At 71.0% G+C, this 13,390-nt stretch carries 7 protein-coding genes; 1 reads left to right on the top strand and 6 read right to left on the bottom strand.

Annotation, left to right across the window (positions count from 1 at the left end; translation table 11 throughout):
• Nucleotides 1-2: 2 nt before the first annotated feature.
• The 4 genes from ACFHNC_RS07730 to ACFHNC_RS07745 all read right to left on the bottom strand — a co-directional run bounded on the left by ACFHNC_RS07730 (nt 3) and on the right by ACFHNC_RS07745 (nt 5,829).
• Nucleotides 3-1,955 (bottom strand): BCCT family transporter, encoded by a 1,953-nt coding sequence (locus ACFHNC_RS07730; RefSeq protein WP_437168643.1) that lies wholly within the window; start codon nt 1,953-1,955, stop codon nt 3-5.
• 186 nt (nt 1,956-2,141) lie between these two features.
• Complete coding sequence (locus ACFHNC_RS07735; protein WP_437168644.1) at nt 2,142-2,798, bottom strand: glutathione S-transferase family protein; 657 nt, start codon at nt 2,796-2,798, stop codon at nt 2,142-2,144.
• A gap of 5 nt (nt 2,799-2,803) precedes the next feature.
• Nucleotides 2,804-4,018 carry a M24 family metallopeptidase gene (locus ACFHNC_RS07740; protein ID WP_437168645.1) on the bottom strand — a complete coding sequence of 405 codons (1,215 nt, stop codon included), beginning with the start codon at nt 4,016-4,018 and terminating at the stop codon, nt 2,804-2,806.
• Nucleotides 4,015-5,829 carry an ABC-F family ATP-binding cassette domain-containing protein gene (locus ACFHNC_RS07745; RefSeq protein ID WP_437168646.1) on the bottom strand — a complete coding sequence of 605 codons (1,815 nt, stop codon included), beginning with the start codon at nt 5,827-5,829 and terminating at the stop codon, nt 4,015-4,017. Before ACFHNC_RS07745 ends, ACFHNC_RS07740 begins: the two co-directional genes overlap by 4 nt.
• Nucleotides 5,830-5,875: 46 nt before the next feature.
• Here ACFHNC_RS07745 and ACFHNC_RS07750 point away from each other — a divergent pair, with 46 nt between their 5' ends.
• A complete protein-coding gene (locus ACFHNC_RS07750; RefSeq protein WP_437168647.1) occupies nt 5,876-7,558 on the top strand; it encodes a methyltransferase domain-containing protein in 1,683 nt (560 codons plus the stop codon).
• 3 nt (nt 7,559-7,561) lie between these two features.
• On the opposite strand, the gene ACFHNC_RS07755 is transcribed toward ACFHNC_RS07750, so the two are convergent.
• The gene (locus tag ACFHNC_RS07755) at nt 7,562-11,437 is read right to left on the bottom strand and encodes a translocation/assembly module TamB domain-containing protein (protein ID WP_437168648.1); all 3,876 of its coding nucleotides are present in this window, start codon (nt 11,435-11,437) and stop codon (nt 7,562-7,564) included.
• The gene (locus tag ACFHNC_RS07760) at nt 11,412-13,262 is read right to left on the bottom strand and encodes an autotransporter assembly complex protein TamA (protein ID WP_437168649.1); all 1,851 of its coding nucleotides are present in this window, start codon (nt 13,260-13,262) and stop codon (nt 11,412-11,414) included. The genes ACFHNC_RS07755 and ACFHNC_RS07760 overlap by 26 nt, the downstream gene beginning before the upstream one ends.
• Between the last annotated feature and the right edge of the window lie 128 nt (nt 13,263-13,390).

Raw genomic sequence — 13,390 nt, forward strand, 5'->3', positions numbered from 1 at the left:
CCTCAGCGAGCTGCGCGTACCAGGGCGCGGTCCAGCACGGCCATGACATCACCGATGATGTCATCCCGCGTCCAGCCGAACACGTCATAACCCGCACCCGCCACCTCCGCGCGCCACCAGCGATGGCGGCTGGCCTCGGTGGGCTGCGCGCCCGCCAGGGCGAAGGCGGCTTCCTTCATGGCGCGAAGCTGCACCGCATAGGTGAAGCGCGCACCACCCGGCAGGTCTGCCGCCAGCGCGGCGCGGCCATCCCCGGCCACCAGATCCGCCTGGCCGCCGCGCTTGCGGATTTCCTCCGCCACCGCTTCCAGCGCCGGGCGGATGGCGGCATCCAGGTGCCGTTCCGCCGTGACGCGGTTCGGGCGGTGCAGCGCCGCGCCCAGCCGCTGCTGCCAGCCATCGGCCGCCGCTGGGGCGCGGGCCGGCGCATGGCCGGTGCGCGTGCCTTCCTCCTCGTTCAGCGCGCGCATCAGCCCCCAGGTCGCGATCAGCATGATCGCGGTGAAGGGCAGCGCGCCGATCAGGGACGCGGTCTGCAAGGCCGAAAGCCCGCCTGCCAGCAGCAGCACCGCCGCCAGCGCGCCGATGGCGACGCACCAGAAGATGCGCTGCCAGACCGGATTCTCCTCCGACCCGCCGGAGGCGATGGTATCCACCACCAGCGCCGCGCTGTCGGCGGAGGTGACGAAGAAGGTCACGATCAACAGCGTCGCCACCCAGCCGGTGATGGCGGAAAGCGGCTGCGCCTCCAGGAAGCGGAACAGTGCGCTGGTCACGTCGGCCCCCACCGCAGCCGAAAGCCAGCCGTCCTGCGCCATGTCCATCTGGATGGCGGTGTTTCCGAAGATGGTCATCCAGGCAAAGGTGAAGCCGGCCGGCGCCACCAGCACGCCGAGTACGAATTCCTTGATGGTCCGCCCGCGGCTGATGCGGGCGATGAACATGCCGACGAAGGGCGACCAGGCGATCCACCAGGCCCAGTACAGCAGGGTCCAGCCGCCGAGCCAGCCGGAGGGTTCATAGGCGTGCAGCCGGAAGGTGCGGCCGACGATATCCGCCAGGTAGGCGCCGGTGTTCTGCACATAGGCCTGCACCAGGAACAAGGTCGGCCCGGTCGCCAGCACGAACACCATCAGCCCGAGCGCGAGGCCGAGGTTCAGGATCGACAGCCGCCGGATGCCGGCATCCAGCCCGAGCATGACGGATACGAGCGCGATGGCGATGATCCCCGCGATCAACGCCACCTGCACCCAGGGGCCGGTCGGCATGCCGGTGAGATGCGCCAGCCCCGCATTGGCCTGCGCCGCGCCATAGCCGAGCGAGGTGGCGACGCCGAGCATGGTGCCGATCACCGCGAAGCTGTCCACCACATGCCCCGGCCAGCCCCGGAAGCGCTCGCCGAGGAAGGGATACAGCGCGGAGCGCAGGGTCAGCGGCAGGCCGCGGCGGAAGCCGAAATAGGCCAGCACCAGGCCCACCATGGCGTAGACCGCCCAGGCATGCAGGCCCCAATGGAAGAAGGTGGACACCATCGCCTCCCGCGCCGCGCCGAAGCTCTGGGCGGTGCCTGCGGTGCCGGGGGGCGGGGCGGCGTAGTGCATCACCGGCTCGGCGACGCCGAAGAACATCAGGCCGATGCCCATGCCCGCGCTGAACAGCATGGCGAACCAGGAGCCATTGCCGAATTCCGGCGTCTCGTCATCCGCGCCGAGGCGGACGCCGCCATGCCGGCCGAAGGCGAGCAGAAGGGCGGCGACCAGGAAGATCGCGACCGCCAACATGTAGAACCAGCCGAAGCTCTGGATCACCCAGGCCTGCGCCGCGGTGAAGGTGCCGGCGGCGCGTTCCGGCCACAGGCCGGCAAAAAGAACAAGCGCCAGCAGAACGAAGCCGGCGGATAGAAACACCGGCCAGCAGATGCTGGATTGCGAAGGAGATGGCCGGGGCTCAGCCATGGCGAGGCTGAATGTGACTATCGAGGAACATCATGCGGGCGCCTTTTCCCTGGTTTAATTTAGGACAGGCGACCCAGCATAGGCCGATTGGCGGGCCCAGGAAACCGAACAGGTCACAATGACGCGGCTATTCAGGCCCGTTTGCGTTCAAGCCCGCGTGGTCAAGCCCGCCCGGTCAAGAAAGTGTCACGCGGCTTCAAGGTCGCGCGCGGCCATCATCTGCCGGAAGGCGGGGCGTGCATGGCAGGCGGTGATCCAGGCCTGCACATGCCGCGCCCCGGTGAACAATTCCGGTGCGGGCAGGGCGTAGCGCACCACCTCCGCCACATTGATATCCGCCACCGTGAAGCGGCCGCCGACCAGATGGCCTGTGGCGACCAGCGCCTGGTCGAGCACGGCCATGAGCGAGCGCAGCGCAGCGATGGCGGCCTCTGCCTTGGCCGCGTCGCGCTCGGCGGGCGGCTTGCCCACGCGGTTGTATAGGATCTCGATGCTGTGCGGCTCGAACCCGGTCGCGGCCCAGAACGACCACATGCCCATCAGCCCATCCTCCGCCGCATCGGCCGGACCCAGCGTGCCGCCATAGGTGCGGGCGAGGTACAGGTTGATGGCGAGGCTTTCGTGCAGCACCAGCGCGCCATCCACCAGCGACGGGATCTGGCCGTTCGGGTTCACCGCCCGGAATTCCGGGCTGCGCGTGTTCAGCGGCGCATCCGGCGCATCCGGGTCCGCCAGGCGATAGGCCTGGATCACCGGCACATGCTTGAATTCCAGCCCCGCCTCATGCGCCAGCCACACATTGCGGGAGGCGCGGGAGCGCAGGCAGCCATAGATCGTCAGCATCGGGGTCAGTCCTGTGCGAAGGGATCATCGACGGATTTCGCCGGCTGCGTCAGCCAGGCGGCGCCCGTCTCCGTGATGACGATGTGGTCTTCCAGCCGGATGCCGAATTCGCCGTAGATGGCGATGGTCGGCTCGATGCTGCCGGTGACGCCGGGGGCGAGGATTTCCTTGCCGCCCTTCACGAAATACGGCCCCTCATGCACATCCATGCCGATGCCATGCCCCGCGCGATGCGGCAGGCCCGGCGTCTTGTGCCCGGGGCCGAAGCCCGCAGCCACCACCACGCCACGCACCGCATCATCGATCGCCCCGCCGGTGATGCCCGGCTTCGCCACCGCGATGCCGGCCGCCTGCGCCGCATGGTCCAGGTTCCAGATATCGCGCTGGCGCTGGGTCGGCGTGCCGAAGACGTAGCTGCGGGTGATGTCGGAGACATAGCCATGCAGCGGCGCGCCGACATCGATCAGCACCACATCGCCATCCTTCAACACCTGCGGATAGGGCACGCCATGCGGATAGGCCGTGGCTTCCCCGAACAATGCGATGGAAAACGCAGGGCCACCATCGAAGCCGGCCTTGCGATGCGCGGCGGCGAGGAACTCGCCAACCTCCGTCGTCGTCACGCCCTCGTGCAGGCCACGGGCGGCGGCGGCCTGGATATCCAGCGTCATTCCCATCGCCTGGCGCAGCAGCGCCACCTCATGCTCCGTCTTGCGCTGGCGGAGGAAGCCGGTAACGGGGCCGGAGGCGATGAAATGATGGTTCGGCAGCGCGGCGCGCAAACCTTCCGCGACGAAGACCCGCGCCATGTCATCCAGCGCCACGGTGCCGCCGGCCACGTCGCCCGCGCGCAGGATGTCGGAAAACAGCGCGTAGGGGTCCTCATCCTCCTCCCAGCCGCGGACCTCGCCGGGCAAAGTGAGCATGGTCTTCAGCTTCTCCACCTCGAATTCCGGGCAGAGATAGGTCAGCGGGCCGCGCACCGGCAGCACGGCGCCGACCGGGCGCTCGGACTGGCCATGCTTCAGGCCGGTCATCCAGGCGAGGTTGGTCGTGCCATCCAGCCACAGCGCCGCAATGCCAAGTTCCGCCATGCGCGCCTGGGCGCGTTCGACGCGGCGCGCATGTTCCTCCGCCCCGATCGGCGGCACCGCATCCCGCTGGTTGCGGATGCCCGCGAGTTCGGTTGCGAAATCCGATCCGCCGACGCCGATGGTCATCGCTCGATCTCCTCCCGCAGCATTTCGAGCCTCAGCCAATCTTCCTCGGCCGCCTCGCGTTCCGCCTGCTTCTTCGCCAGCAGGTTGCTGCGCGCCGCGAAGCCGGGCGGGTCGTTGGTGTACAGCGCGGGGTCGGCCAGCGCCTTCTGCAACAGGCCGATTTCCTTCTCCAGCAGCGCGATGCGCGTCGGCAGGGATTCCAGCGCGTGCTTGTCCTTGAAGGACATCTTGGCTTTCGATACCGCGCGCGGCGCGTCCACGGTGCCGCGCTCCGCCGCGGCGGCGGCGGCGGCCGCGCGCGCCTTGGCCTGCACGCCGCGGCCGCGCTGCGCCACCATGTCGGAATAGCCGCCGGCATAATCCTGCCAGCCGCCGTTGCCCTCGCTGACGATCACATTGGTCGCGACGCGGTCGAGGAAGTCGCGGTCATGGCTGACGACGATGACGGTGCCGGAATACTCGGCCAGCAATTCCTGCAACAGGTCGAGCGTTTCCAGGTCCAGGTCGTTGGTCGGCTCGTCCAGCACCAGCAGGTTGGACGGCGTCGCCAGCGCGCGCGCAAGCATCAGCCGCCCGCGCTCGCCACCCGACAGTGCCGAAACCGGCGTCCGCGCCTGTTCCGGCAAAAACAGGAAGTCCTTCATGTAGCCGATGACGTGCTTCACCTCGCCGCCGATCCGCACCTGATCGCCGGAGCCGCCGGTCAGCGCCGATTGCAGGGTGGTGTCAGGGTCCAGGCTGTCCCGATTCTGGTCCATCGTGACCATCTCCAGGCTCGCGCCCAGCCGCACGCGCCCCTCATCCGGCTTCAGCGCGCCGGTCAGCAGGTTCAGCAGCGTCGTCTTGCCCGCACCATTCGGCCCGACGATGCCCACCCGGTCGCCGCGCATGATCCGCGTGGAGAAATCCCGCACCACCGGCGCCGCATCGCCATAGGCCTTGGTGACGCCTTCCAGCGCCGCGACCAGGCTGCCGGAGGCATCACCCTCGCTGGCTGCCATCCGCACCGTACCCGGCGCCGTGATCCGCTCGCGGTGCCGCTTGCGCAGGTCCTGAAGCCCGGACAGGCGCTTCACATTGCGCTTGCGCCGCGCGGTCACGCCGTAGCGCAGCCAATGCTCCTCCCGCACGATCTTGCGGGCCAGCTTGTGGGCCTGCATTTCCTCCTCTTCGAGCACCTGGTCCCGCCAGGCCTCGAAATGGGCGAAACCCTGGTCGAGCCGCCGGGTGGTGCCGCGGTCGAGCCAGACCATCGACTTGGAAAGTCGTTCCAGGAAGCGCCGGTCGTGGCTGATCAGCACCAGCGCGCTGCGCAGCGGGCCCAGTTCCTGTTCCAGCCATTCGATCGCCGGCAGGTCCAGGTGGTTGGTCGGCTCATCCAGCAGCAGGATGTCCGGCTCCGGCGCTAGCACCCGCGCCAGCGCCGCACGCCGCGCCTCTCCGCCGGAGAGGTTGTCCGGGTGTTCCTCCCCCGTCAGCCCGAGGCCTTCAAGCAAAACCCGCGCACGATGCGGGTCATCGCCCGGGCCGAGGCCGGCGGCGACATAGGCGCCCGTCGTCGCAAAGCCCGCCAAATCCGGCTCCTGCGGCAAATAGCGGATGGTCGCCCCCGGCTGGGTGAAGACCGTGCCGGCATCGGATTCGATGATGCCGGCGGCGATCTTCAGCAGCGTTGATTTGCCCGATCCGTTGCGGCCGACCAGCGCCAGCCGGTCCCCCGCCGAGACGGCAATCTCCGCCCCATCCAGCAATTGGGTGGAGCCGAGACGCAGGCGGATGTCGCGAAGATGCAGCAGGGGGGGCAGGGCCATGGCGGGGGATTGCGTGCCACGGCGCCGCGCGTCAAGCATCGCGGCCGTGACCGAAGCCGCCTATGGATCCTCCGCCAACCCGCATCTGCTGGCGCGCATTCCGCTGGATGCGCGGCGCGTGCTGGATGTCGGCTGCGGCGCCGGGGCGCTGGGCGCCGCGTTCCGCCGCCGCAATCCAACGGCGCGACTGGAGGCGGTGGAGACGGACCCGGCCTTGGCCACGCTGGCGGAGGCGCATTACGACGCGGTGCATCGCCTGGATATCGAGGCCTCGCCCCCGCCCGTGCCCGAAGGCAGCCTGGCTGCGCTGGTCTTCGGTGATGTGCTGGAACATCTGCGCGACCCCTGGGCGGTGCTGAAGCGGGACGCCGCGCTGCTGGCGGAAGACGGCGTGCTGCTGGCCTGCGTGCCCAATATCGAGCACTGGTCCTTTGCCGCCCGCCTGCTTGGTGGCACATGGCGCTATGAGGAATCCGGCCTGTTCGACCGCACCCATCTGCGCTGGTTCACCCGCGATGCGATGCGCCAGGCGCTGGAGGCGGCCGGCCTGGTGCCGCTGGAAATCGTGCCCCGCATCTTCGACCTGCCCCGCGCCAAGGCCTTCGCCCAGGCAATCGAACCGGCACTGACCGCCCTCGGCACGACGCGGGAGGACTGGCTGCGCCGCTCCGCCCCGCTGCAATATGTCTGGCGCGCCGGGCGCCGGCGGCCCACGCCGATGGTGCTGGTGGCCCGCACGCTGCGCCCGGTGGGCGGGGTGAATGATGTGCGCGTGCTGCAGCCCTTCGCCGCGCTCGCCACGCGTCCCGGAATCGCCACCCGCGCCGGCCAGAATGCCGAATTGCCGAGGCTGGAGCCGGAGGTGCCGCGCATCCTGATCCTCCAGCGCCGCCTGCTGGATCGCCCGGACAGCGTGGACTACCTGCGCGCGCTGCGGGCCACCGGCGCCGTGCTGTTGCAGGAATTCGACGATGACCCGGCGCATTGGCCCTCCATCGCCGGGAATGACCACCTCGCCTTTCGCGGCGTGCATGCGGTGCAGACCTCCACCACGCCGCTGCGTGACCTGTTTTCCGGCTTCAACGACGAGATCGCGGTCTTCCCGAATGCGCTCGCGGAATTGCCCGAGCCCGCCAATTTCCGGGACCCGTCACGGCTGACACTGTTCTTCGGCGCGCTCAACCGCCAGGCGGACATCGCCCCCTTCCTGCCCATGCTGAACCAGGTGCTCGCCGAGGCCGGCGACCGCCTCGCGGTGGAGGTTGTGCACGACCAGGCGAGCTTCGCCGCGCTCGACACGCCGCACAAACGCTTCACCCCCACCACGGACTATGCCGGCTACCGCAAGCTGATGGCCGGTTGCGAGCTGGCCTTCCTGCCGCTGGCCGATACCCGCTTCAACCGCATGAAATCGGACCTCAAGGCCATCGAAGCCGGTGGCCACCGCCTGTGCTGCCTGGCCAGCCCCGTGGTTTATGCCGGCAGCCTGCGCCATGGCGAGACCGGGCTGATCGTGCCGGATGCCGCGAGCCTCGGCCGCGAATTGCGCGCCTTGCTCGCCGAACCCGCCCGTGCGCTGGCGATTGGCGAGGCGGCACGGGCCTGGGTGCGGGGGGAACGGCTGATGGCGCGGCAGGTGGCGCCACGGCTGGATTGGTATCGCAGCCTCTGGGCGCGGCGCGCGGCGCTGGATGCGGCGCTGCTCAAACGCGTGCCGGGTCTTGGGTAGGCCTCAGCGTCCCCACTGCCATTCCATGCTGATGCCCACCCGCTCGCCCGCCTCCCGGTCGCCGGTCTCGGCCTCCAGCTTGATGCGCGGCGTCAGATCCACCCGCACGCCGACGCGGGAGGAGCCGGATTCGGTGCCCTGCCGCACGCCGACATAGACGCCATCGGCGACATAGCTTCCGGCCTCCAGTGTCGGGCCGCCGCGCTGCTCCGCCTCCGTGCGCCGCCCCGCCGTCTCGCCGCCACCGCCCACGGCCAGCCGGTCCAACCCCAGCGTCTGCCGCACCCGGTCCAACACACCCGTGGCGCCGCCGCCAATCAGGCCGGTGGCGCCGGCGACCGCCTGGGCAATCTGCGCGATCTCGAAGGGTGACAAGGCACTTATCGGCCGGTCGAACAGCAGCCGCGCCAGCACCTCATCCTGCGGCAGCTCCGGCGTGGAGGAGAAGGTGATGACCGGCTGGCTCGGCGGGCCGGTCACGGTCGCGCGCACGGTGGTGCCGCCGGTCTGGCTGGTTGCCTCAAAATCGAGATCGGGAATCAGACCGCCGCTGAAATCCAGCCTGCCGCGGCTGAAGGTCAGGCGGCGGGCCAGAATCTCGAACTCGCCGCGCACCAGCGCCAGGCCGCCGGAAATCTCCGGGTTGCTCAGCGTGCCGCCGATCTGGAGCGTGCCGCCCAGCTCCGCATCCAGCCCACGCCCGCGCACGAAGACACCGCGCGGCGCCTCCAACTGCAGGTCGAGCGCGATCGGCAGGACGGAGCCGCCGCCATTGGCCTGGCCGTTGCGGCCATTCGCGGTGGGCCGGGTTGGCGGTGTGGCGCGGCCAGGCACGCGGCCCACCTCCGTCACTGGGCCGAGGCTTCGGACGGAACTCGGAAGCTGATCCGGGATGCGGATATCGGCCCGGCGCAGGCGCAGCGGGCCGCTCAGCCGGGCGCCGGTGGAAAGCAGGCCCGTCAGCGCCAGCTCCGCATCCAGCGTGGCGGTGATAAGGTCGGAGGAGACCGGCTGCGCCTGCGTCGCGCGCAGGGCCAGATCCACCGGCATGCCCTGGCTCAGCGGATCGATGGTGCCGGTCAGCGCGATGCGGCCCTGGCCGGCGGTGCGGCCCGCCAGATCCAGCCGAAGCTGCGACCCGGCGGCGGAAATCGTGCCGGCGAGCTGGGTCAGCGCCACGCCCAGCTCCGCATTGCGATAGGACCCGCCGGAAAGCTGCGCCTGCCCGCCCAGAACCGGCGCCGCCACCGTACCGCTGGCGCGCAAGGCCAGCGTCAGCCGGCCCGCGACCCGGTCCGCACCGGCCGCCAGCAGCGGCGCGGTCAGCGCGCCGAGATCGGCCTGGCCATCCAGCGACCCCTCCAGTGGCCCGTCCGGCCCGCCCGTCAGGTTGGCGGTGGCGGTCAGGCGGGTGGCGTTGCCGGCATTGGCGGTGGCGCGGCCGGAGATGGCGCCATCCGCGCCGCGCCGTCCCTCCGCCTGGATTTCCACCGCCGGCAGGCCGCGCGCCCAGGTGGCGGTGGAACGCAGATTGCTGACGCGCAGATTGCCCGCGACCTCGGGGGCTGCGCCCGGCCCGGTGATCCGCACCTCGCCCGTCACAGACCCGCTCGGCGCCACATCCGGCAGCAGCGGGGCGATGCCCGCCAGATCGGGGATGGCGATGCGGGCGCGCAGGTCCGCACGGGCGTTGGACCAGCTTCCGGCCACGTCAACGGTGCCGCCGCGGCTGCTGGTGAGTGACAGCGCCGCCACCTCCACCCCGCCATCGGCGCGCAGGAGCACCCGCGCCGGGGCGGCGAGGCGCGCGGTCTCGCCCTGCGCGGTGCCGCGCAGCGCCGCGAGTTCCAGCAGCCGTGCGCCCTCCGGCGCGTCGCTCAGCCGGCCGCGGGCCTCGATCTCGGCCTCCGCCACCACGCCCTCCACGGCGAAGTTCAGCGCGGCGAGCGTGCCATCCACCGTGGCGGTCAGGCGCCGCACCTCGGTGCCGGAGGCAGACAGGCGCGGCACCTCCAGCCGCAATTCGGCGCGCTGCTGGCCATTCTGCGCCGCAAGCGTCGCATCCGCACGCAGCGATCCGGCCAGCGGCACGCCCGCGACGGGCGAGAGCGGCGCCAGATTGGCCACCGCCAGCCGCGCAGTGCCCTCGAAGATGGTGGTTTCAAGGTCCAGCACGCCCTGGGCTGCCAGCTCTGCCGGGCCGAGGCTGGCCGTCGCCGCCTCCAGACGCAGCCGCCCATCCGCCTGCGGCCCGCCGCGCACATCGAGCGCCAAAGGCAGTCCCTGGAAGCGGCCGCTGGCCTGGGCGTTCACCGCGGGGGCGGAGGCCGGGTTGGCGATGCGTGCCTCCAGCGCCAGCGCCTCCAGCACCTGGCCGGCCACTTCCAGCCGGTCGGAGGCTGCCTGCACCACCAGGGTCGGGTCGCCGATCGGCCCCTGCGCCGTACCGGTCAGCCGCAGCGCGCCCGAGACACCCGGCGCCGCACCCTCCACCGAGGCGAGATCGACGCCGAAGCGCACATCCAGCATTTCTCCTACCAACCCGCTCGCTTCGGCACGGATCGCGGCGCCCTCAATCGTGAGTTGGCCGATGCGGTCCGGTGCCGTGGCGCGCAGGGCCAGGCGCGGCGACGGCCCGAGCAGGGTGGCAAGCTGCGGCTGGGCGGAGGTGAAGCCGCGCACGGCCAGGGTGGCGTCCACCTGCGGCGCCGAGAGCGGGCCGCTGACGGTGCCGCGCAGGTCAAGGCCGTCCCAGCCCGCAATGCCCTCCGGCAGCAACGCCGCGAAGGTCTGCGACCCGGCGAGTGCGGCCTGCACCTGAAGGTCGGACTGCATCATGTCCCCGGCGATGCGACCGCTGGCGGCGATCTGCCCGGCGGCGCCTTCCACCCGCAGGGCGCGCAGGGCAATGGCGCCATCCGGCCCGCGGCTCGCGTCCAGCACCAGGGCCAGCGGCCCGGCGAGGCGCGCGAGGGGGCCTTCCAGGAAGGCGCTGGCATCGGCGGTGCCGCGCAGCTCAGCGCCGAGATTATCCATATCCGGCGCGCGAACCGTGCCGGCGATGTCCAGCGCCAGCCCCGGCCCGGCCTGCGCCTGCAAGGTCAGCGCCGCGGCCTCCGCCGGCCCGTCCAGCGTCAGGTCCAGCACCACCGGGCGATCCGGCTGGCCGATCAGCCGGGAAATCGGCCCGCCGGCGGCATCGCGCAGCCGGATTTCGGCGGCGAGCCGCCCGGTGGCCGGGCGCAGCGCGGCCTGCAAAGCCAGTGACGTCGCGCCGCCGGGGGCGCTGATATCCAGGGTGCTGGTCAGGCCGGACTCATCCAGCAGGGCCATGCCCTCCGCCCGCAGCAGCGCGGCCTCACCGAGCACCGGCGCCGCCAGCTCGATCCGCGCCACCTCCAGCCGGTCAAGCTGCAAGGCCACCGGAAGCTGCGGCAGTTCCGGCAGCAGGGGGCCGGTCGGTTCATCCGGCCGGTCCGGATCGCCTGGCGGCAGGCGGTGCAGCGCCACGCGGGCGGCGGAGAGCAGCGTGATGTGGGCGCGGCGTTCCAGCAGCGCCATCGGGCGCCAATCCAGCTCGGCATCCTGAATTTCGAGCCAGATGCCCTGGTCATCGGCCATGGCGATCCGGCTGATCGCCAGCCGGCCGGGCAGGGGGCCTTGCAGCCCCTCCAGCGTAAGCCCGGGGACGAAGGATTCGGCAAGGCTGGCCAGCCGCACGCGACCGCCCTCCGTATTCGCATACAGAAGCCCGCCGCCCACCAGCAGCACCGGAAGCAGCAGCAGCGCCAGCACCACGCCCAGCACCCAGCGCAGCCAGCGATGGCGGCGGGGTGGCCGGCTGGGCTGCGCCTCAGAAGGCCTGGCCAAGTCCGACATACAACCCATACCCGTCGTCGCCATCCTGCTTGTTCAGCGGAATGGCGACATCCAGACGCAGCGGCCCGATTGCCGTCGCGTAGCGAACGCCGAGGCCGGCGCCCATGCGCACCTCATCGAAGCTCGGCGTCTCCGTCTGCCCGACCGAGCCGGCATCAAGGAACGCCACCATGCCGAACGCGCCGGAGACGCGCTGGCGCAACTCGATCGAGCCTTCCACCAGGCTCGACCCGCCATCCGGCCGGCCCTGCGCATCGCGCGGCCCGATGCTCTGATAGGCATAGCCGCGGACCGAGCCGCCGCCGCCCGCATAGAACCGCTTGTCCAGCGGCACTGCGCGATCCGCGCCCACCAGGCTGCCGACCGTGCCGCGCAGCGCCAGTACCGTGCCGCCCGATCCGGTCAGGTCGAAATAGGTTCGCAGCGTGCCGATGGCGCGGACGAAACCGCCGCCCTCCGCGATGTCGGCATAGGGGACGACGTTGATGGTGCCGCGCAGGCCGCTGCGCGGGTCCAGCAGGTCTTCCGTGCTGTCGTAGCGCGCGCCCAGCACCAGGCCGGCCAGGGTGAAGGGGTTCATGTCGCCATCGCGGCCGATCCGCCCGGTTTCGAAGGTCGGGCCGGATTGCAGCACCCAGCGGTCGCCGAAAGGCCGCTCCAGCAGGGCGGAGGTGGTGATGGCGTCGCGGTCATAGGCGACCAGCCTCTCCCGCAGCACGGCGGCATCGAGCACCAGGGAGGTGCGGCCATCGATCAGCCCCGGGCGGCGCAAATTGGCGCCGATGCGGTAATTGGCCTCATCCGTGTCGCTGCCGAGGCGCGAGGCGGCGGCCTCCAGCCGCAGCCGTTCCGCATTGCCGAAGACGTTGCGTCGTTCGTAGTAGACGGTGGCGGAGGGGCCGAAATTCGTCTCATAGGCCAGGGTCGCGCCGGCGGCGTTGCGCGGGCGGTCCGTCATGGTGAAGGTCACCGGCAGACGGCCGGCCTCATCCAGCCTTTCCCCGGCGCGGACGCGGACCGTGTCGAAGGCACCCAGCGCCAGCAATTCACGGCGCGTCGCCTCCAGGGTCGCGGGCGCGTAGGGCTGACCGGACAGGCGATTGGTGATGCGGGCGATCAGGCGCTGGCTGACGGCGGTATCGCCGGCGATCTCGGGCGGGGCGAAGCTGGCGGCGGGGCCGGGGGAGAGTATCCAGATGACGTCCATCGCCTGGACCTCGTGGTTCACCAGAACCTCACGGTCCACCACGGAGGCCAGGGGATAGCCCGCGACGCGCAACCGGTCGAGCAGCCCGGATTCGGCATCCAGTACCGGGCCGGTCCGCGCCGGAGCGCCGATCTCCAGCCCTTCCGGCGCGCCGAGTGCCGCCACGGCCGCGGCGCCAGCCGGGGCGTCCGGGCGCAGCGTGATGCGGCGCAGGGTGTAGCGCGGGCCGGGGGTGACCTGGACCTGAACCGGCACCGGCGTCGCTGCGCCGTCGGCCAGGCGCTGCGCCAGACCAGGGGCATCGGCCGGGCTGCCGGCGATGGTGATCTCGAACTGGCCGGCCCAATACCCTTCCGCCCGCAGCACCGCATCGAGCAGTGGCACCTCGCCCAGCGCGCGGGAGACCAGGCCGAAGGCATCCACTGGCGCCTCGCTGGCCAGGCGGACCAGGCGGGAGGCCTCGCGCAGCGGTTCGTCCAGCGCCTCCACCCCGGTCGGGGCCAGCGTCGTGACATAGGGCAGCGTTCCCGGAACCGGGATCTCTGCCGGCGCCACGTCTGGCGCGGGCGGCTGGCCGTTGGGCTGGCCGAGCGCCGGGGCGGTCAGCAGCACAAGCACGGGAAGGAGGAGGAGTGGTCTCAGAATTTGTCTCACCACATCAAGAAGCGTCCAAAACGGCCGTCGGTTGCACACAGCGTGCGAATGACCCTGCGATTGGGTCAGGGATGGAGGATATCGGACGAAGC

Origin of the sequence: Falsiroseomonas sp. E2-1-a4, assembly GCF_051433165.1 — a bacterium.
Lineage (GTDB): Bacteria > Pseudomonadota > Alphaproteobacteria > Acetobacterales > Acetobacteraceae > Falsiroseomonas.